Source organism: Micromonospora sp. NPDC007230, assembly GCF_042869115.1.
In the GTDB taxonomy this organism is placed as follows: domain Bacteria; phylum Actinomycetota; class Actinomycetes; order Mycobacteriales; family Micromonosporaceae; genus Micromonospora.
Window position 1 is genome coordinate 23,136 of the sequence record NZ_JBIAFE010000026.1, and the last position, 19,717, is coordinate 42,852.

Annotated in this window: 17 protein-coding genes and 1 pseudogene; 11 read left to right on the forward strand and 7 right to left on the reverse strand. The window is 72.9% G+C overall.

From position 1 onward, the window contains the following. The first annotated feature begins 61 nt into the window (after positions 1-61). The 5 genes from ACFYML_RS29180 to ACFYML_RS29200 all read left to right on the forward strand — a co-directional run bounded on the left by ACFYML_RS29180 (position 62) and on the right by ACFYML_RS29200 (position 6,050). Entirely contained in the window at positions 62-3,085 is a 3,024-nt protein-coding gene (locus ACFYML_RS29180; RefSeq protein WP_387423673.1) for an Rne/Rng family ribonuclease, read from the forward strand. Positions 3,086-3,401: 316 nt separating this feature from the next. Beyond that, positions 3,402-3,716, forward strand: coding sequence for a 50S ribosomal protein L21 (gene rplU, locus ACFYML_RS29185; RefSeq protein WP_073838296.1), 315 nt, complete (start codon positions 3,402-3,404; stop codon positions 3,714-3,716). Between the two features lie 11 nt (positions 3,717-3,727). Then, positions 3,728-3,982: a 50S ribosomal protein L27 gene (gene rpmA, locus ACFYML_RS29190; protein WP_073838295.1), complete on the forward strand. Its 255-nt coding sequence runs from the start codon at positions 3,728-3,730 to the stop codon at positions 3,980-3,982. An 87-nt stretch (positions 3,983-4,069) separates the two neighbouring features. Continuing rightward, positions 4,070-5,530, forward strand: coding sequence for a GTPase ObgE (gene obgE / locus ACFYML_RS29195; RefSeq protein ID WP_387423674.1), 1,461 nt, complete (start codon positions 4,070-4,072; stop codon positions 5,528-5,530). A 70-nt stretch (positions 5,531-5,600) separates the two neighbouring features. Next, positions 5,601-6,050 carry a GNAT family N-acetyltransferase gene (locus ACFYML_RS29200; protein WP_387423676.1) on the forward strand — a complete coding sequence of 150 codons (450 nt, stop codon included), beginning with the start codon at positions 5,601-5,603 and terminating at the stop codon, positions 6,048-6,050. A 52-nt stretch (positions 6,051-6,102) separates the two neighbouring features. Here ACFYML_RS29200 and ACFYML_RS29205 read toward each other — a convergent pair whose 3' ends face one another. Next, the gene (locus tag ACFYML_RS29205) at positions 6,103-6,762 is read right to left on the reverse strand and encodes a DUF6766 family protein (RefSeq protein WP_387423677.1); all 660 of its coding nucleotides are present in this window, start codon (positions 6,760-6,762) and stop codon (positions 6,103-6,105) included. Positions 6,763-6,884: 122 nt separating this feature from the next. After that, positions 6,885-7,367: a DUF4383 domain-containing protein gene (locus tag ACFYML_RS29210; protein WP_387423678.1), complete on the reverse strand. Its 483-nt coding sequence runs from the start codon at positions 7,365-7,367 to the stop codon at positions 6,885-6,887. Positions 7,368-7,578: 211 nt separating this feature from the next. Here ACFYML_RS29210 and ACFYML_RS29215 point away from each other — a divergent pair, with 211 nt between their 5' ends. The 3 genes from ACFYML_RS29215 to ACFYML_RS29225 all read left to right on the forward strand — a co-directional run bounded on the left by ACFYML_RS29215 (position 7,579) and on the right by ACFYML_RS29225 (position 11,802). Beyond that, positions 7,579-8,217, forward strand: coding sequence for a cyclase (locus ACFYML_RS29215; protein ID WP_387423679.1), 639 nt, complete (start codon positions 7,579-7,581; stop codon positions 8,215-8,217). Next, positions 8,214-9,392: a zinc-dependent alcohol dehydrogenase gene (locus ACFYML_RS29220; protein ID WP_387423680.1), complete on the forward strand. Its 1,179-nt coding sequence runs from the start codon at positions 8,214-8,216 to the stop codon at positions 9,390-9,392. Before ACFYML_RS29215 ends, ACFYML_RS29220 begins: the two co-directional genes overlap by 4 nt. A 187-nt stretch (positions 9,393-9,579) precedes the next feature. Further along, positions 9,580-11,802 (forward strand): NACHT domain-containing protein, encoded by a 2,223-nt coding sequence (locus ACFYML_RS29225; RefSeq protein WP_387423681.1) that lies wholly within the window; start codon positions 9,580-9,582, stop codon positions 11,800-11,802. Here ACFYML_RS29225 and ACFYML_RS29230 read toward each other — a convergent pair. Further along, positions 11,799-12,038 (reverse strand): annotated as a pseudogene (locus ACFYML_RS29230) (response regulator transcription factor); the annotation flags it as partial. The gene ACFYML_RS29225 and the pseudogene ACFYML_RS29230 overlap by 4 nt on opposite strands. Before the next feature lie 85 nt (positions 12,039-12,123). Then, the gene (locus tag ACFYML_RS29235) at positions 12,124-13,371 is read right to left on the reverse strand and encodes a cytochrome P450 (protein ID WP_387423682.1); all 1,248 of its coding nucleotides are present in this window, start codon (positions 13,369-13,371) and stop codon (positions 12,124-12,126) included. 243 nt (positions 13,372-13,614) lie between these two features. Between ACFYML_RS29235 and ACFYML_RS29240 the strand changes: the two genes are divergently transcribed. After that, positions 13,615-14,010 carry a hypothetical protein gene (locus tag ACFYML_RS29240; RefSeq protein WP_387423683.1) on the forward strand — a complete coding sequence of 132 codons (396 nt, stop codon included), beginning with the start codon at positions 13,615-13,617 and terminating at the stop codon, positions 14,008-14,010. Between the two features lie 10 nt (positions 14,011-14,020). Here ACFYML_RS29240 and ACFYML_RS29245 read toward each other — a convergent pair whose 3' ends face one another. After that, the gene (locus ACFYML_RS29245; RefSeq protein WP_387423684.1) at positions 14,021-14,239 is read right to left on the reverse strand and encodes a DUF397 domain-containing protein; all 219 of its coding nucleotides are present in this window, start codon (positions 14,237-14,239) and stop codon (positions 14,021-14,023) included. Positions 14,240-14,305: 66 nt separating this feature from the next. Here ACFYML_RS29245 and pepN point away from each other — a divergent pair, with 66 nt between their 5' ends. Continuing rightward, positions 14,306-16,822: an aminopeptidase N gene (gene pepN, locus ACFYML_RS29250; protein WP_387423685.1), complete on the forward strand. Its 2,517-nt coding sequence runs from the start codon at positions 14,306-14,308 to the stop codon at positions 16,820-16,822. Between the two features lie 50 nt (positions 16,823-16,872). Here the strand turns inward: pepN and ACFYML_RS29255 are convergent, their stop codons facing one another. Together ACFYML_RS29255 and ACFYML_RS29260 are read right to left on the reverse strand one after the other, a co-directional pair. After that, positions 16,873-18,072: an FAD-dependent monooxygenase gene (locus tag ACFYML_RS29255; RefSeq protein WP_387423686.1), complete on the reverse strand. Its 1,200-nt coding sequence runs from the start codon at positions 18,070-18,072 to the stop codon at positions 16,873-16,875. Between the two features lie 157 nt (positions 18,073-18,229). After that, positions 18,230-18,877 carry a PadR family transcriptional regulator gene (locus ACFYML_RS29260; protein ID WP_387423687.1) on the reverse strand — a complete coding sequence of 216 codons (648 nt, stop codon included), beginning with the start codon at positions 18,875-18,877 and terminating at the stop codon, positions 18,230-18,232. 152 nt (positions 18,878-19,029) lie between these two features. On the opposite strand from ACFYML_RS29260, the gene nadD reads away from it, so the two are divergent. Next, the gene (gene nadD, locus ACFYML_RS29265; RefSeq protein WP_073838284.1) at positions 19,030-19,626 is read left to right on the forward strand and encodes a nicotinate-nucleotide adenylyltransferase; all 597 of its coding nucleotides are present in this window, start codon (positions 19,030-19,032) and stop codon (positions 19,624-19,626) included. The last annotated feature ends 91 nt before the right edge of the window (positions 19,627-19,717 follow it).

Sequence of the window (19,717 nt, forward strand, 5' to 3'; positions counted from 1 at the left end):
GCGGCGACCCTGCGTGGCAGCGCTCACCCGCGCCCGGGGTAGCCAGAACTGGAGAACGTCCATGCTCGAGAACGAGCCCGAGGGCGGCGAGCGGACCGGTTCGGAACCGGCCGAGGCAACCGCCAACAGCACCGACAGCACTCCCGAGGCCAAGCCGGCGCGCAAGCGGACCAGCCGGCGCAAGGCCGCCCCGCTCAACCAGCCGGAGCAGACCGATGCGCCGGCCGAGGCCCCGACCGCCGCCGGCACCACCAGCGGGGAGGCTCCGCAGGCCGAGGTCTTCGCCCCGGTCGCCGGCGAACTGGACGCCACGCCCAAGACCACCCGGCGGCGCCGCAAGGCGACCAGCGCGAAGGCGGTCGAGGAGCCGATGGTCGCCACCGGCGTGGAGGCGACCTCCGACGAGGTCGTCCCGCCGGTCAAGGTGACCCGCAGCCGTCGACGGAAGGCCACCCCGCCGCCCGCCGAGACCCTCGAGGAGTCGCCCACCGAGGCGCCGGCCGAGGCCGCCGAACCCGAGCCGCAGCGGGACGAGGAGGGCGGCGAGCCCGCCGAGCCCTCGGCCGTCGCCACACCGGCCGAGGAGGCCGAGGACGAGGAGGTCGAGGGCGAGCCGGCCCCGGCCCGCGAGCTGGCCGGCGCACCCACCCCGACTGCGGAGGGCGTGGCCGAGGTGCCGCCGGCCGCCGAGGCGACGCTGGCCCGCGCCGGTGGGCCGGAGGACCGGACCGGCGAGATCGCGCCAGGTGCCGCCGTACCGGGGGCCGGGCAGCCGGCCGAGGAGGAGCCCGCGCCGACCACGCGTCGCCGCCGGGCCGCGCTGTCCGCGCCGACCGTCCTGTTCATGGCGCCGCAGCCCGAGGAGGCGCCGGTCGTCCGGACCACCGCCCCGGCCGTCGAGGAGCCGGCCGAGGAGCCGGTGGAGACCGGCCGGCGGCGCCGGCGCGGCCGCCGCGAGGCGGAGCCGGTCGAGGTCGAGGCCGAGGTCGAGGAGGAGCCGACCGCCGAGGCCGAGGAGGCCGTCGAGGCGGAGGAGGACGAGGAGGAGACGGCCGCGGGCCGTCGCCGCCGCCGTCGGGGCCGCCGCGGCCGGGGCCGGGGCAAGGGCGGCGTGGAGGACCTCGAGGAGGAAGAGGCCGAGGAGGCCGTCCAGGCCGAGAGCGCCGAGGCCGAGGCGGACGAGGCCGAGGAGGAGGAGACCGAGGGCGACGGGATGACCCGGCGCCGGCGTCGCCGTCGCCGCCGTGGCGCGGGCGACGTCGAGGTCGCCGCCGAGGACGGCGTCCCCACGGTCGTCAAGATCCGCGAGCCGCGCCGCCCCGTGGACGAGGTGCAGGGCGTCTCCGGCTCGACCCGGCTGGAGGCCAAGCGGCAGCGCCGCCGGGACGGCCGGGAGCAGCGGCGTACCCGGCCGCCGATCCTCAGCGAGTCGGAGTTCCTGGCCCGCCGGGAGGCGGTCGACCGGGTGATGGCGGTCCGCCAGCGCGGCGACCGGACCCAGATCGCCGTCCTCGAGGACGGCGTGCTGGTCGAGCACTACGTCACCCGGAACTCCGCCGGCACCATGGCCGGCAACGTCTACCTGGGCAAGGTGCAGAACGTCCTGCCCAGCATGGAGGCGGCGTTCGTCGACATCGGGCGCGGCCGCAACGCCGTGCTGTACGCCGGCGAGGTCAACTGGGACACCACGGGCCTGGAGGGCCGGGCCCGCTCGATCGAGCAGGCGCTCAAGTCCGGCGACTCGGTGCTGGTGCAGGTCACCAAGGACCCGATCGGGCACAAGGGCGCGCGGCTGACCAGCCACATCGCGCTCTCCGGCCGGCACCTCGTGTACGTGCCCAACGGCAACGCCTCCGGCATCAGCCGGAAGCTGCCGGACACCGAGCGCAAGCGGCTGCGGGACATCCTCAAGAAGCTGGTGCCGGACGGTGCCGGGGTGATCGTGCGGACCGCCGCCGAGGGCGCCAGCGAGGACGAGCTGGCCCGGGACGTCAAGCGGCTCCAGGCGCAGTGGGAGGACATCCAGGCCAAGTCGGCCGAGGGCGGCGCCCCGGTGCTGCTCTACGAGGAGCCGGACCTGGTCATCCGGGTGGTCCGGGACCTGTTCAACGAGGACTTCCGCGATCTGGTCATCGAGGGTGAGCAGGCGTACGGCATGGTCGAGTCGTACCTGTCGCACGTCTCGCCGGACCTGGTCGCCCGGCTGCGCCGGCACGCCGGCACCACCGACGTCTTCGCCGAGTACCGGATCGACGAGCAGATCCTCAAGGGGCTGGACCGCAAGGTCTTCCTCCCCTCGGGCGGGTCGCTGGTGATCGACCGGACCGAGGCGATGACCGTCATCGATGTCAACACCGGCAAGTACACCGGCTCCGGCGGCAACCTGGAGGAGACGGTCACCCGCAACAACCTGGAGGCGGCCGAGGAGATCGTGCGCCAGCTGCGGCTGCGCGACCTCGGCGGCATCGTGGTCATCGACTTCATCGACATGGTGCTGGAGTCGAACCGGGAGCTGGTGCTGCGCCGGCTCACCGAGTGCCTCGGCCGGGACCGGACCAAGCACCAGGTCACCGAGATCACCTCGCTGGGCCTGGTGCAGATGACCCGAAAGCGGATCGGCGCCGGCCTGCTCGAGGCGTTCAGCGAGACCTGCGAGTGCTGCAAGGGCCGCGGCGTGATCATCCACACCGAGCCGGTGCCGGAGAAGCCGCGCGGCGGCGGTGCGGGGGAGAAGGTCAAGGCGGTGGCCTCGGCCGTCACCACCCCGGCCACCGAGGAGAAGGGCGGGCCCTCCCGGCGCCGGGGCCGCAAGGCCGCGCCGGAGAAGACCGTCGCCGAGGTGACCGACGCCCAGGCGGACGCCGACTACCACGACACGATGGGCTACGACCTGTCCCGGTACGAGACCGAGATGCCGGCCGCCCCGGCGGTGGCGGACAGCCAGGAGGGCGACTCGGCCCGGCTGGCCGCGCCGGACGACCCGGACGCGCTCGGCGAGGGCGAGACCGACGAGGAGGGCGCCGAGACCGGCCTCGGCCGGCGGCGCTCCCGGCGGGGCGGTGCCCGGCGGCGTACCCGCCCGTGAGGCGCTGACCAGCGCGGCGTACGGCAGGGCCCCTTTCCCGGCGACGAGAGCCCGGGAGAGGGGCCCTGCCGTTCCGTCGGCCCGGTCCGGACGGCGCCGAGGTGCGTTCGACCGGCTCCGGCAGCGCCGCGACGAGCTGTGTGCGGGCTGACGGGCGGCCCGGTTTGGGTGCCGGGCCTGGTATGGCGTACGCTGGCCTGCGGCGCACTTTGGTGTGCCGAGTTCCCGCGTGCCCGCGCCGCCGGTGTCACAGCTACCCGGCGAGTCGCCGTGGGAACGACCGCCAGCAGCCTCAACGACAGGGAGTCCGCCTCCGATGTACGCGATCGTCAAGACCGGCGGCAAGCAGTACAAGGTCGCCGAGGGCGACGTGATCGAGGTCGAGAAGCTCGCCGGTGTCCCCGGCGACGCGGTGAAGCTCACCGCGGTGCTCCTCGTCGACGGTGACGACCTGGTGACCGACGCGGCGCAGCTTGCCAAGGTTGCGGTGTCCGGCGAGATCGCCGCGCACACCAAGGGCCCGAAGATCCGGATCCACAAGTTCAAGAACAAGACCGGCTACCACAAGCGCCAGGGTCACCGCCAGCCGCTGACCCAGGTCAAGGTGACCGGCATCTCCAGCGGGAAGTAGGTCGTCCTCCAATGGCTCACAAAAAGGGTGCGTCCAGCTCGCGTAACGGTCGTGACTCCGCGGCCCAGCGGCTCGGCGTGAAGCGCTTCGGTGGTCAGGTCGTCAACGCCGGCGAGATCATCATCCGCCAGCGTGGCACCAAGTTCCACCCCGGTGACCTGGTCGGGCGCGGCGGCGACGACACGCTCTTCGCGCTGGCCGCCGGTGCGGTCCAGTTCGGCACCAAGCGCGGTCGCAAGACCGTCAGCATCGTGCCGCAGCAGTAGTTCGCAGGCGTCGCGGGCCGTGGACCTCGGGTCCCGGCCCGCTTCGCTTTTCTCATGCGGGGTGGCCCCGCTGGAAGGATTGAGATCGTGGCGATGTTCGTTGACCGGGTCGTCCTGCACCTGCAGGCCGGCGACGGCGGGCACGGCTGTGTCTCGATCCACCGGGAGAAGTTCAAGCCCTTCGGTGGCCCGGACGGCGGCAACGGCGGCCACGGCGGCAGCATCTCGCTGGTCGTCGACCCGCAGGTGCACACGCTGCTCGACTTCCACTTCCGGCCGCACGTGAAGGCCGAGAACGGCAGGGGCGGCGCCGGCTCGAACCGGGACGGCGCCAACGGCCAGGACCTGGTCATCAAGGTGCCGAACGGCACCGTCGTGCAGACCCCCGACGGTGCGGTGCTGGCCGATCTGGTCGGCGCGGGGACCACCTTCGAGGCGGCCCGGGGTGGCCGGGGTGGCCGGGGCAACGCCTCGCTGGCCAACGCCCGGCGCAAGGCACCCGGCTTCGCCGAGCTGGGCGAGCCCGGCGACCGGCTGGACGTGGTGCTGGAGCTGAAGAGCGTGGCCGACGTCGGCCTGGTCGGCTTCCCGTCGGCCGGCAAGTCGTCGCTGATCTCGGTGATCTCCGCCGCCAAGCCGAAGATCGCCGACTACCCGTTCACCACCCTGGTGCCGAACCTGGGCGTGGTCCGGGTGGACAACCACACCTTCACCGTCGCCGACGTGCCGGGCCTGATCCCCGGTGCGGCCACCGGCAAGGGGCTGGGCCTGGAGTTCCTCCGCCACATCGAGCGCTGCGCCGTGCTGGTGCACGTGATCGACACCGCGACGCTGGAGCCGGGCCGGGATCCCCTCGCGGACATCGACGCCATCGAGGCCGAGCTGGCCGAGTACGGCGGCCTCGCCGACCGGCCCCGCCTCGTCGCGCTCAACAAGATCGACGTACCGGACGGCCGGGACCTCGCCGAGATCGTCCGGCCCGACCTGGAGGCGCGCGGCCTGCCGGTCTTCGAGGTCTCCTCGGCCACCCGCGAGGGGCTCAAGGAGTTGACGTACGCGGTGGCCGAAGTGGTCGAGCAGGCCCGCAGCGCGGCGCCGCCGGCCGAGCCCACCCGGATCGTGATCCGCCCCAAGGCGGTCGACGACGCCGGCTTCACCATCGAGGCGGAGGAGGACGGCTCGTTCACCGTCCGCGGCACCCGCCCCGAGCGGTGGGTCCGGCAGACCAACTTCGACAACGACGAGGCGGTGGGCTACCTGGCCGACCGGCTGGCCCGGCTGGGCGTCGAGGAGAAGCTGGCCAAGGCCGGCGCCAACCCCGGCGACCTGGTCCGCATCGGCGACCGGGAGTTCGACTGGCAGCCGACCCTCTACGCCGGCGTCGACTTCGTCCCGGGCAACCGGGGCACCGACATCCGGCTGGAGGAGAAGTCGACCCGCGCGTCGGCGGCCGAGCGGCTGGAGGCTCGCAAGGCCCGCCGGCGGCGCCCGGCCGACGAGATCGAGGCGGCGGCGCAGGACGCGGACGACGACGAGGACTGGGAGTAGTCCCTTTCCGTCCGTGATCGGGTCGTTGGCCGGAAACCTCCGCGAAAGCCGGCCGACCTACCGTGACGGAATGCTGATCGAAGCCCGTCCCGCCAACGATCCCGAGCTTGCCGCCCTGGTCGCCGCCCAGCAGCGTGAACTGCGGGACGTCGACGGGGGGCCGACCGGCCGGGTGACGGTCACTCACGACGACATCCGTTACCTGGTGGTGGTGGCCGGCGGGCGGGCAGTCGCCTGCGGCGGGATCCAGTCGCTGGATGCCGAGACCGGCGAGCTGAAGCGGATGTACGTCCGGCCGGCGTACCGGGGGCGGGGCATCGGGCGGCAGTTGCTGGCCGCCCTGGAGGAGTTGGCCTTCCGGCAGGGGCACACCACGCTGTGCCTGCAGACCGGCACCCACCTCCCGGCCGCCATCGGCCTCTACCGGTCCTGCGGCTACCAGCCCATCCCGGGGTACGGGGAGTACGTCCACAACCCGTACCGCGTGTGCTTCGCCAAGCAACTGCCGGTGGCTGCCTGACGGCTGGCGGCGGTGGCCGCCGGACGGCTGGCGGACCCGCGCGGCGGCCCGGTCAGGCGCCCGTCTCGGCGTGCGCGGCGGTGACCGGCTTCGACTCGGGGCTGGCGTGCTGGCGCAGGACGACGCTCAGCAGGATCAGCACGCCCACGGCGAGGAACTCGCTCTGCCAGTTCTGCATGGACTGGAACCAGAAGTCGCTGGTGCCGAGGAACTGCCAGGCGCTGATCGGGGCGGCCCCGCTCTGCAACGCCTGCTCCTCGTTGTACTGGGCCACGCCGCCGAACAGGTGGCCGAGGAACGAGCCGACGAAGATCAGCAGCAGGGCGAGGGACAGGCTGTTGCGGTAGACCACGAGTGGGAGGCCCCCGGCGCGGACCGGCCAGGGCGAGTCGGGCGTGGCCCGGCGCTCGTCGTCCTCCGGGCGGTCGCCCTGGTCCTCCGGCTTCGACTCGGCCGACCCCTTCTGCACCAGGTACGCGGTGAGCAGCACGTAGCCGCCCATCTGGAGGAACTCCGACTCCCAGTTCTCGAAGACCGCCTCGGCGAAGTGCCCGGTGCCCAGGTACGCCCACCAGCTCAGCGGCGCCGCCCCGTACTGGGTCAGCTCCTCGTTGTGCGTCTGCCAGCCGAACACGCTCTGCAACAGCAGGAAGATCAGGAACGCGCCGAGCATGGCGACTGTGAGCGAGTTCTCCCGCAACCACCGCGGCATCGCTGGACCTCCTCGTCCCGGGGGCACTCCCCGTGGCGGTCCTCCTGCCCCGGCCGATGGCCGCGCAAACCCCGCGGAGGGTGTCGCGCCAGCCGCCGTCCCCAATCGGGTGAACGCACAGGTCAGGGCTGGTCGAACGGGGTGTCCAGCCGGCCGCCGGTGCCCGCGCGGGGGGACAGCAGCAGCCCCAGGAGCAGCATGCCGAAACCGAGGAACAGGTGCAGCCAGTTGTCGGCGTCGTTGAACGGCACGAAGTTCGCCGGGCTCTCCCGGTCGACGCCGAAGCCGTACAGCCAGACCACCAGATAGACGGCGCCGCCACCGGCGAGGAACAGCCGCGCCCCGCCGACCCGGCGGGCCAGCACCAGCCCGACCAGGCCGAAGACCAGATGGATGAGGTTGTGCAGGATCGACACCTGGAACAGGTAGAACAGCTTCGCCTGGGAGTGGTGGCCGGCGAACGCCAGGTCGCCGGAGCGCTCGGTGACACCGGGGATGAAGCCGAGCACGCCGACCAGCACGAAGACGGCGGCCACCAGGAGGGCGACCTTCTGGATCGCCGGCCGCTGCCGGGCCGGGGCGCGTCCGCGCGCGTCACGTGCCATCGCTGTCACCTCCGTTGCTCAGCCGCCGCCCGCGCGGGGCAGACCCACCATTGTGAGATCGGGGCGGGGCGGCTCCGCAGAGAAATGACGAATCAGGCAGGGGCCGGACGCCGGGTAGGTCGATGGCACATCGCCCGCCGTTTCGACGCCTTCTCGCCGGGTAGCGCTGCGGGACGCGGGCGCGCTCCGGCGCCCGGGTGGAGGAGGCGTGATGACCAGCAGTGGGATGAGGTGGGTGCTCGGCGGCGCCGCCACCGTGACCGGGTTCGGGGTCGGCCGGATGGTGGCCCGGCGGCGGCGCCGACACCAACCCGACCGGGAGGGGGGCTGGTACGTCGTCCACCGGGGGATCACCGTGCACCGGCCGAGGGATGCGGTGATCGGCTTCTGGACGGATCAGGAACGGCTGGACCGCGGGCTGGCCGAGTGGGCGACCCTGGAGCGGCTCGACGACAACCGGTGGCGCTGCGTGGCCAGCGACCCGGCGGGCGGCGGCACCGAGTGGCGCGCCGAGCTCACCGTCGACGGTCCGGGCCGGCTGACCTGGCGGGTGACGGCGGGGCCGGTCGCCCAGCGGGGCCGGGTCGAGCTGGTCCCGGCGCCGCAGGACCGGGGCACCGAGATCCGCGCCGAGCTGCGCTGGCGGTCCGGCCGGATACGCAGAGTGCTCGGCCTGGCCAGCCGGCACGATCCCGACCTGGCCCTGCGCAGCGCACTACGCCGGATCAAGTCGCTGATCGAGACCGGCCAGGTGCTCGACACCCGGCACGACCCGTCGGGACGCAGCCCGAAGCAGGAGCAGGCGACGGACCGGATCCGGGAGACGCTGATGGTGGGGGGCCGACCGTGAAGGCGCTGTGCTGGGAGGGCGTCCGCAAGCTGGCCGTACGCGACGTGCCGGAACCGACGATCCGCTCGACCGGTGACATCATCGTCAGGGTCCGGGCGAGCAGCGTCTGCGGTTCGGACCTGCACCTGATCAACGGCTACCTGCCGGCGATGCGGGAGGGCGACATCCTCGGCCACGAGTTCATGGGCGAGGTGGTGGAGACCGGCCCGGACGTACGCCGGATCAAGGTCGGTGACCGGGTCGTGGTTGGCTCGGTGGTGGCCTGTGGCGGCTGCTGGTACTGCCGTACCGAGCAGTACTCGCTCTGTGACAACTCCAACCCGCAGCCGGTCTTCAGCGAGAAGCTGTGGGGCCACGCGCCGGCCGGCATCCTCGGCTACTCGCACGCGGCCGGCGGCTACTCGGGCAGCCATGCCGAGTACATCCGGGTGCCGTTCGGCGATGTCGGGGCGTTCACCGTCCCCGAGGGGGTGCCGGACGATTCGGTGGTGTTCGCCTCCGACGCCATGCCGACCGGCTGGATGGGGGCCGATTTCTGTGGCCTGAAGGGCGGCGAGGTGGTCGCGGTCTGGGGTGCCGGCGGGGTGGGCCAGATGGCCGCCCGGTCGGCGCAGATCCTCGGCGCCGAGCGGGTGATCGTCATCGACCGGCTGCCGGATCGGCTCGCCGCCGCGGCGCGACGGTGGGGCGTCGAGACGATCAACTACGCGGAGACCGACGTGCTGGAGGCGCTGCGCGAGCTGACCGCCGGGCGGGGGCCGGACGCCTGCATCGAGGCGGTTGGCATGGAGTCGCACGATGTGGGGCCGAGCTACGCGTACGACAAGGGGAAGCAGGCGACCCGGCTGACCACCGACCGGCCGACCGCGGTCCGGCAGGCGATCATGGCCTGCCGCAAGGGCGGCACGGTGAGCATCGTCGGGGTGTACGGCGGTCTGGTCGACAAGTTCCCGCTCGGCGCGGCCATGAACAAGGCGCTGGTGCTGCGGATGGGGCAGATGCACGCCCAGCGCTACATCCCGATGCTGCTGGACCGGATCGCGGTCGGCGAGGTCGATCCGGGGTATCTGGCCACCCATCCGATGTCCCTGGAGCAGGGGGCCCGGGGCTACGAGATCTTCGAGAAGAAGGAGGACGGCTGCCTGCGTACCGTCCTGCACCCGCAGGCGGCCTGAGCATTTCTCTCGGTTCGATCAGGTACCGGCGGGTTGCGCAGGCGGCATGCTCGCCCAGGCCATCCCCCAAGGAGCAGACCCCTCCCACGTCGACCCCCTGGCGGGCCGATCGATCGCCCGCGCGCATGGGCAGCCCGGAGGGCAGCCCGCGTCGATACAGTTAGGGTCCGCTGACCGGGAGATGCGCATGCGGCGATTCCTTCTCGCTCTGGCCGCGGCCTCGCTGTCCGCCGTGCTCGCCGTCGTAGTCAACCTAGCCACCGCGGCGGTTCGCCTACCGTCCTGGTTGGACAAGGCCATCTGGATCCCGTGCGGCCTCGTGGTACTCGCCTATGGGGTGGTGGAGTGGCGGCGCGGTTCTGACGAGCCGCAGCTACCGGCGGCAGAGCAGCTCGTGGCGGCAGCCGACGTACTGGCCCGGGCCACCCTGTCGCTGTGGTCGGCGCAGTCCGATGCCTGGGGCATCGGGACGACCGCCGACCCGGTTCGGGTCACCTGGCACTGGGACCACGAACGGTCGCTGCCGATACACGAGGTGTTCGACCGTCTCAGTGGGAAAGATCGGCGGACTTCGCGCCGTCGAAGCGCTGGCCGCCGGAACCGGGCCGAAGACAGTCGGGGCGAACAGGGCGTGGTCAGCGACCTACATGCAGACCTCTACCGGCGGATCCAGCGCCAGCAACTGGTCCTGCTCGGTCCGGCGGGTAGCGGGAAGACCGCGGCGATGCTGATGCTACTGGTCAAGGCGGCCGAGGAGAGCGTCAAACCGATCTTGACAGGGGGGCATGCCGGCACGCCGGTGCCGGTCTGGGTCACCCTCGGCGGCTGGATCCCGGACGAGAGGTCGCTGGTTGACCACCTGGTCAGAGAGATGGAAGCAAACTTCCCGGCCCTGCGGCACCCGCGTTACGGCGCGCACGCCGCACGCCGCCTGATCGAGGAGAAACGGGTGGCGCTCTTCCTCGACGGCCTCGACGAGATGCCGGCGGCGGGGCAGCGGGACGCGCTCGCCGCGATCGCGCGCGAGGCAGCCGGGCTGCGGGTCGTACTCACCTCCCGGATCGAGGGGTACGACCGTGCGCGCGCCGGCGGGCGGTTGCCGCGCCCGGTCGTTCTCCAGCTCGACCCGGTTGAGCCAGACACTGCCGCCGAGTACCTGCGCCGTGGCCATGACAGCGACCGGCAACGTCGGCTCTGGCGGCGGCTCACCGACCAGCTGCGCAGCCAACGTGACTCGCCGGCCGCGGAAGCATTCGCCACCCCGCTGATCCTGAGTTTGGCCCGGGACGCGTTCGACGGGCCGGACGGTGCGGCATCCGACCCGGCGGAGCTGATCGAGCTCTCCTCGGTGGCGGAGGTGAAGGCGCGCGTGATCGGCCAGTTCCTGGAGCGGGCCTACCCGTCTGATTCCGGCCCGCGCGGTAGGCGCGACCGGCGGCGGAACCGGCGTCACCTGTTCTACCTGTCCTGGGTCGCCTACCACCTGCGGGGGCGCCGCGACCTGCGTTGGTGGGAGCTCCCGACCTGGGTTCCCGTCGGGCCCCTGTCGATCGCGGTCGGAATCGGATTCGGACTGCCGACGGCCGTGCTGGCTGGGGCATGCGTGGCGTTGGCCCACGGGGCTGGGTCCGACCTGTTGTGGGCGCTGCTGGGCGCGTTTCTCGCGGCCGTCGGCACCGCCGCCGTGTTCGCCCTACCGTCTACCCCTCCCGGCTCGGCGCCGGCGCCGGCCCAACCGATCGGCATGGACCTGCGGTGGCCGACCCGGGCGGAGATGCGGACGCTGTTGGTGGTCGGGTCGGGACCGCCGCTGACCATCGGCGTAGCCACCGGACTCCTCCTCGGCCCGTTCGCCGGGGTGCTGGTCGGGTCGAGTCTGATGGGCCTCTTGATCGTCGGTACGTCGATCGGCCGAGCCAACGTGGCGTCCGGTCTGCTCGGCATCTGGCTGAAGCCATTGGCCGACTCACCAGCGAGCACCCCGGACGGTACGTTCCGGGCCGACCGCCGCCGGACGGTGGTGACGGTCACGTCTGGTGTCGTCCTCGGTGGAGTCCTGTTCGCGCTGTTCAACGTCGTGGATCCGCCTCGGCCCGGGATGTGGTCGGTCGGGCCGGAGTTCGGCATCGTGGCCGGCATGATGTACGGCATCGCCAGCGGCCTCGGCCCGGCGGTCTTGACCAGCTTCGCCCAGGTTGTGCTGCTGCCGGGGCGTCCGCCGGTACGGTTTCCGGTGCTGTTCCGGGAGGCGCTGCGGCGGCAGGTGCTGCGCCAGGCTGGCGTGGTCTACCAGTTCCGGCACGCCGAACTCCAGGACCATCTAGCCGCCGCCTACCAGCGACGGCAGGATGCGGGACCGGCCCGCCGGATGACGCAGGCGGCCCCGCAGGCGCTGGTGGTGGCCGACTAGCTGTTCTGCCCAGTGCGGTTGGGGACGCGGCCGGCGGGTGGTTGGCCGCGCAGGTAGGCGAGGACTCGCCGGTTGTCCTCCTCGGTCGGTGGCAGGTCGAGCTTGGTGAAGATGCTGGTGATGTGTTTGCCGATCGCCGCCTCGCTGACCACCAGCGTCCGCGCGATCGCCGCGTTCGACCGGCCCTCCGCCATGAGCGCCAGCACGTCACGCTCCCGTTCGCTGAGCCGCTGCAACGTACTGGCTCAGCACGAGCACCGCGAGATCCGGGTACGTCGTGCGCAGGGCGATCGCCGCGCGCCGGCTCCCGCGCGCGGAGGTTCACTCCGCCCGGCGTACCCCGTCGATGAGGAACCCGCTGGGCGGCTGGGCGGGCATCCGGGTCAGGTCGAGCGCCAGGTCCTGCGGCGGGACCCGGTAGCTCATCGCACAGGTCAGGTTGATGACCGCCCGCTTCATCAGCTCGATGGTGAGCCACTCGCCGGGGCAGCGGTGGCCGGTGAAATGGTCGCCACCGCCCTGCGGGATGAAGCTGAACGGGTCGCCCCGCCAGCCGGTGAACCGCTCCGGCCGGAACTGTTCCGGCTCCGGCCACAGCTGCGGGTGGTGGTTGGTGGCATACAGGTCGAGCACCACCCGGCGACCCTGCGGGAAGTGGTGCCCCTGCCACTCGAAGGAGCGCCGGACCCGGGCGATCACCACCGGGAAGAAGGGGTAGTAGCGCCGTACCTCCTGCACGAAGTTCTCGGTGGCCGTGTCGTCGCCGCGGACCCGTTCCCGCCATTGCGGATGGTCGTGCAGGGCCAGCGCGGCGAACATCACGAAACGCCCGACCGCGACGGTCGGGCGGAGGACGTTCAGCAGCTCCACCGCGGCGATCCGGCGGGGCAGCGGCTGCCCCTGCGCGTCGCGGTGCCCGGCGACCATCCGCAGCGCGCTGCCCTCCGGCGCGGGCAGGGCCCCCGACCGGGTCCGCTCGATCAGGTCGCCGATCCAGCGTTCGGCGCGACCGCGGCCCAGCAGACCCCGCCAGTGCCGGGGACCGACCGCGGCCGGCGCCTCGATCATCGCGTGCAGGTCGGCGCTGCGGCGCACCACGTCGGCGCCGGCCAGCGGCACGCCCGTCCAGGCGCAGACCGCCCGGGTCAGCATCCGGCCGGCCTCCTCGCAGAGCGCCACCGGGCCGGCTTCCGCCCAGACCGGGATCCGGGCCCGCCACTCGTCGTCGAAGAGCTGCCCGAGTTGCCGGATGGCGGCGGACGTCATCATCGACATGAGCATCGCCTTGCGCGCCTGGTGCGCCGCACCGTCGAGCCCCTGGACGCCGCCGACCCCGGTGAGGGTGAGCTGGCCCCGCATCGGCATGGCCCCCCGGCGGACGAACCGGTCGTTGTCGTAGAACAGCTCGGCGGCCGGGCGGCCGCGCAGGCAGATGGTGGGTTCCAGCAGCAGCCGGGTCTGGAAGATGTCGCTGCCGTATTGCTCGCAGCGGTCGCCGACGAACCGGTAACCCTCGCGGAGAAAGGCCAGCGTGCTGTCCGGACTGCGGTCGGTGGGGATGGTGCTCATCTGCTGCTCCTGACGCGGCTCGGCGACGGTGCCCGTCTACCCGTGCCGGGGCGGGTGAATCCGCCCGTTCGGGCGTTGGTGTAGCAGCTGCGGCGGGCCCTGGGAGGGGCCAGCCGAGAGCACCGGAGCTGGCCCCTCCCAGGGCGCGGAAAAGCTGGTTGGCTCAGCCCGGAGACCGGCGGCGGGCCGGTCGCGGATCCGCCGGGCGCGACCGGCGGTGGTCACCGGCGACGGGGAGGACGGATGCGGGACAACAGGGCGGCGCACTGGCGGCAGCGGCGGGCGGTGACCGGGCTGAGCGGGCGCCCCGGCGACCGCGAGGAGTCACTGGTCGCACCGCCCCGGCGGTCCGGGGCCAGACCGCCCCGGTTCTTCACCGTGCACCTCGGCTTCGAGGCCGTCGATCCGGCTGTCGCCCGGGAGTTGGCCGTCGCCTACGCCGAGGCGCTGGGGCTGCTCCGCCCGGAGTTGGCGCTCGGCGCCGCGGCGCTCTCCCCGGCCGACGCCTGGCACCGCGCGGAGCGGCTGTTCTGCGGGGCGCTCGGGCCCGACGGCGAGCGGTGCGCGGACGTGGCCGGCCATCCGGGCTTTCACCACGCGCCCGGCCCCGGCGGTCTGGGTTGGGGCGACGGTGACTGAGCGCCGGGGCTCACTCCAGGTCGAACTCGCCGTCCCGGGCACCCGCGACGAAGGCGTCCCACTCGCCCTGGGTGAAGACCAGCACCGGCCCGTCCGGCTCGGCCGAGTTGCGCATCCCGATCAGGTCGTCGACGAAGGCCACCTCGACCGCGCCTTCGGAGGCGTCACCCTCGGCCCGCTGCCAGATCGCCCGGGAGAGGTCGAAGTCGCCCTTGGGGTGCTGACCCATGTCGTTCCTCCATCGCCACGCGTCACCGGGGAGCCCGTCCGGATCCCCATCGGGCAGGATAAGCGGATGCCGAGCCTGACCCGTGTAGAGGCGACCGCGCGTGGCGCGTTGATTACCGTCGAGTCCTACCAGGTGGACCTCGACCTGACCGGTGCCGGCGAGCGGTTCCGCTCGACGGTCACGATCCGGTTCCGGGCGACCCCCGGCGCCGACACCTTCGCCGAGGTGAAACCCGTGAACCTCCTCGGCGTACGCCTCAACGGCCGGGACCTCGACCCGGCCGTCCTCGACGACAACCGGTTGCCGCTGATCGGGCTGGCCGCGGAGAACACCCTGACGGTCAGCGCCGAGATGGCGTACTCGAACACCGGCGAGGGCCTGCACCGGTTCGTCGATCCGGCCGACGGCGAGACGTACCTCTACGCCATGTCCTTCCTCGACGACGTGCAGCGCATCTTCGCCGCGTTCGACCAGCCCGACCTGAAGGCGCCGGTGACCCTCTCGGTCACCGCCCCGCCGGAGTGGACCGTGGCCGCCAACGGGCGGCTCGCCGAGCGGCCGGCGCCCGGGCGCTGGGAGTTCGCCCCCACCGAACCCCTGGCCACCTACTTCTTCACGCTGATCGCGGGCCCCTGGCACGTCCGCCAGGACGAGCACGACGGCATCCCGCTCGGCCTCTACTGCCGGCGGTCGCTGGCCGCCCACCTGGACGCCGACGCCGACGAGATCTTCACGGTCACCCGGCAGTGCTTCGACCGGTTCCACCAGCTCTTCGCCGAGCGCTACCCGTTCGGCAAGTACGACCAGGCGTTCATGCCGGAGTTCAACGCCGGAGCGATGGAGAACCCGGGTCTGGTCACCCTGCGCGACGACTACATCTTCCGCTCCGCGGTCACCGACACCCAGCGGGAGCTGCGGGCCACCACGATCGCGCACGAGATGGCGCACATGTGGTTCGGCGATCTGGTCACCATGCGCTGGTGGGACGACCTCTGGCTGAACGAGTCCTTCGCCGAATACCTGGGCACCCGGGTCACCGCCGAGGCCACCCGGTTCGACCGGGCGTGGACCACGTTCGCGATGCGCCGCAAGGCGTGGGGGTACGCGGCCGACCAGCGCCCCTCCACCCACCCGGTGGCCCCGGCGGAGGTGGCCGACGCCGCCCAGGCCCTGCTCAACTTCGACGGCATCTCCTACGCCAAGGGCGCCAGCGTGCTGCGCCAGCTCGTCGCCTGGGTCGGCGACGACGCCTTCCTCACCGGCTTGAACGCGCACTTCGCCAAGCACCGGTTCGGCAACGCCACCCTCACCGACCTGCTGGAGAGCCTGAGCACGGCGAGCGGGCGGGACCTGGCCGACTGGGCCGCCCGCTGGCTGCGCCGCCCGCAGGTGAACACGCTGCGGATGGTGACCGCGGTGGACGCCGACGGCCGGTGGAGCGAGGCGGCGGTGGTGCAGACCGCGCCGGAGGCGTACCCGGTGCTGCGTCCGCACCGCATCGGCGTGGCGCGCTACGCTCCCGACGCCCCGGTGCACCGCCTCGAGGTGGACCTGGACCCGGACGCCGACGGCGGCCGCACCGAGCTGACCGAGCTGATCGGGCAGCCGGCCGCCGGCCTGCTGCTGCCCAACGCCGGTGACCTCACCTTCGCCAAGATCCGGCTCGACCCCGCCTCCGCGGACGCGGTGCCGATGCTGCTCGCCGGGCTGGACGACCCGCTGGCCCGGGCGCTGCTGTGGGGCGAGGCCCTGGACGCCGCCACCGACGGCGAGCGTCCGGTGGCCTCGGTGGTCTCGCTCATCGCGGCGGCGCTGCCGGCCGAGACCGAGGTGATCATCGCCGAGGACGTGCTCACCCTCAGCCGTGGCCTGGTCGACCGCTACCTGGAGCCGCTGGCCCGGGACGCGGCCCTGCTCCGGATCGCGGAGGCGTGCGCCGCGCTGCTGGCCGGCGCTCCGGCCGGGGGCTCGCTGCAGCTCGCCGCGGCCCGGGGCCTGATCGGCGCCACCGCCGACGCCGGGCTGCTCGCCGGTTGGCTGGCCGGCGACGGCGTGCCGGAGGGGCTGGCCGTGGACGCCGACCTGCGCTGGGCGCTCCTGCACCGGCTGGTCGTGCTCGGCGCGGCCGGCGAGCCAGAGATCGCCGCCGAGGCAGCCGCCGACCGCAGCGCCACCGGCGCCGAGCGGGCCGCGAGCTGCCGGGCCGCGCTGCCCGACGCCGACGCCAAGCGGGCCGCCTGGGAGATCATCACCAGCAACATCGAGCTCTCCAACCGGCTCGTCGAGGCGACCGCGGAGGGCTTCTGGCAGCCGGAGCAGGCCGAGCTGACCGCCGGATACGTCGAGCGGTACTTCGCCGACATGCCGGCGGCGGCGCGGCTGCGTACCCCCTGGATGGCCGACCGGGTCGCCACCCTGGCCTTCCCCCGCTACGCCGTGGCGCGGTCCACCCGGGACCTGGCCGCGGCGCTGCTGGCCCGCGACGACCTGACGCCGGGCCTGCGCCGGCAGGTCGTCGACCGGGACGACGATCTGCGCCGCGCGCTGGTGGCGCGCACGGCGGTGGCCGCCGCCTCGGCCTGACCGGTTCGTGGGCGGCGCGCCGAAACGGGCGCGCCACCCACGGCGCGGGTTCAGCGTGCGGCCGTCGTCACGGGGGCGTCCCAGTCGATGACGTACCGCTGCTCGGGGCCGAGCGTCTTCTCCGGGTTCATCGCGATCCGCATCAGCATCGGCATGAGCACCGGCATCAGCGCCCGGGCCACCGGGCCCGGCGCCTTCGTGCGGTTGATCTTCGCCGCTCGCGCGGCGACCGCTTCCACCCGGCCGCGGCGCAGCTGCTCGTAGGCGGCGAACGCGGACGGGATGTCGGGCAGGTCGCGCAGGCAGCGGGCCAGCTGCACGGCGCTCTCGATGGCCAGCGAGGCACCCTGGCCGGAGCTGTTCGACGGCGCGTGCGCCGCGTCGCCGACCAGCACCATCCGCCCGCGGTGCCAGTGCCGCACCGGCGGCATGATGTGCAGCGAGCCCACCACCTGCAGTTCGTCCTCGCGGCTGGTGAGCATGAGCTCGCGACCCGGGTCGTCGTCGGCGTACGCGGCCCGCAGCGTCCGCATCCAGTCGGCCGGTGGCAGGGCGCGGGCCTCGGTGAGGCTCATCGGCCGTTGCTGCGGCAGGTTGACGCCCCACCGGGTGCCGCCGCCCGGCTCCGGCCAGTAGAGGTAGTAGCCGCCCCGGCCGAAGGCGAAGGTCATGGTGCCTGGTTCCACCTCGACCTCGTGCCGGGCCACCGCCTCGAAGCCGAGCAGCCCGGTGAACTTCGGTCCGACGGCGTCCGGGTCGATCAGGGCGCGCACCGCCGACCGGATGCCGTCGGCGCCGATGAGGACGTCCGCCGTCGCCGTGCTGCCGTCGGCGAACCGGGCGGTGATGCCGCTGCCCGTCTCCCGCACGTCGACCAGGCGCTTCCCGTGCTCGATGACCACCCCGTCGGCGTGGGCGCGGTCGTGCAACACGCGGTGCAGTTCGTTGCGGTGCACCACCTGCAACGGCGGCACACCCGCCAGCCCCGGCAGGGCGATGCGCTTGCGCCCTACCGCCATCACCATTCGAACCATCGGATTACCGTTCGCGGTCACAGCCCGGTCCGCGTCGACGGCGCGCAGCGCGGCGACGCCGTTGGGCGCGAGCCCGAGCGTGCCGCCGGCGCCGTCGGTGGTGCTCGGGTACGCCTCGTACACGGTCGCGGTGATGCCCGCCCGGTGCAGCGCCAATGCCGTCACCGGGCCGGCGATGCCGCCGCCGATCACGATCGCTGTTCGCACTGTGGTCACGGTTCCCTCCCAGGGATCGTCGGTTGCGATGCGTACGAACCGACTGGGAGGGAGCCCAGCTATCCTCGTGGTTGCCGCTTCGGGCCGGGCACCTTCGGGTGTCGGTTCGAGGTAAGGGCCCCGGCCTGGTGTTGGCGCACCGTGCCGGGGCCGTCCATCACGGTGCGGAGCCGCTCCTCTCGCCGGGCCCGTCCGGCTCGGCCGGCAGCACGCCGGTCTCGTGGAAGGCCCGCCACTCGGCCAGGCCCGGGTAGCTGCCCGAGCCGAGCTCGGCCAGCAGGGCGCGGACCCAGGCCACCTCCGCCTCCCGGATGGCCAGGTCGTATTCCGACTCGACCAGGAACAGGCGTGGCAGGGTGCGCAGGTGCTCCGCGAGGGCGGCGCGTTCGGCCCCGACCTCCTCCTCCAGCAGCGCCAGCCGCCGGCGCAGCAGGGCCGTCGCCTCCTCGGGATGCAGCACGGCGAGCACCGACAGGCCGGCGCGGAAGCGGGACTGCTCGGCGACCGGGGTCGAAACGAGCTCGCGGGTCCAGTCGACCAGCTCCGCCCGGCCGGCGTCGGTGATGCGGTAGACGGTGCGCTCAGGGCGCCGCCCCGCGCGGACGCTCTCCACGGCCGCGATCAGGCCGTGCCGCTCCAGGTTGCGGACCACGGTGTAGAAGGACCCCCACTTGATGCCCATGTCGTGGTCCTTGCCCCAGCCGCGGAGCGTGGTGGCGATCTCGTACGGGTGCATGGGCCGCTGGACGAGGGCGGACAGCACGGCCAGCGCCAGCAGGTTGCCGACCTTTCGCCGCCCCGACATGCCGCCCTCCCACGATGCTCGCTTCCGATTACTCGCAGGCGAGTATATGGCCAACCGGACGATCGGGGAACCCCCGGCCGGAACCGCCCCGAAGCGCGGGCGCCGGCAAGGGGCGAGACTGCCGACGTCCCGCACCGGCCTACGATCGCGGGGTGGAGGAAGACATCAGGCGGATCGGGATCATGGGCGGCACCTTCGACCCGATCCACCACGGTCACCTGGTGGCGGCCAGCGAGGTGGCGGACCGGTTCGGCCTGGACGAGGTGGTCTTCGTCCCCACCGGCCAGCCCTGGCAGAAGGCGGACGAGGTGGTCAGCTCCGCCGAGGACCGCTACCTCATGACGGTGATCGCCACCGCCTCCAACCCCCGCTTCCAGGTGAGCCGGGTCGACATCGACCGCGGCGGCCCGACGTACACCGTCGACACCCTGCGCGACCTGCACGCCGAGTACGGCCCGAAGGTCCAGCTCTTCTTCATCACCGGCGCGGACGCGCTGGAGCGCATCCTGTCCTGGAAGGAAGTGGACCGGATGTTCGAGCTGGCCCACTTCATCGGGGTGACCCGCCCCGGGTTCGAGCTCTCCGACAAGCACCTCCCGGCGGACACGGTCAGCCTGGTGCAGGTCCCGGCGATGGCCATCTCCTCGACCGACTGCCGTGCCCGGGTGGCCCGGGGTGAGCCGGTCTGGTACCTGGTGCCGGACGGTGTGGTGCAGTACATCGCCAAGCGGCGCCTCTATCAGCGGTGAAATCTCCCCGAACGCGAGCGTTTGTCTGGGTAATCGGCCAGAACTGACAAGTCGTCGCGCGGCCCGGTGTGAGAGGCTTGGAGGGTCGCAC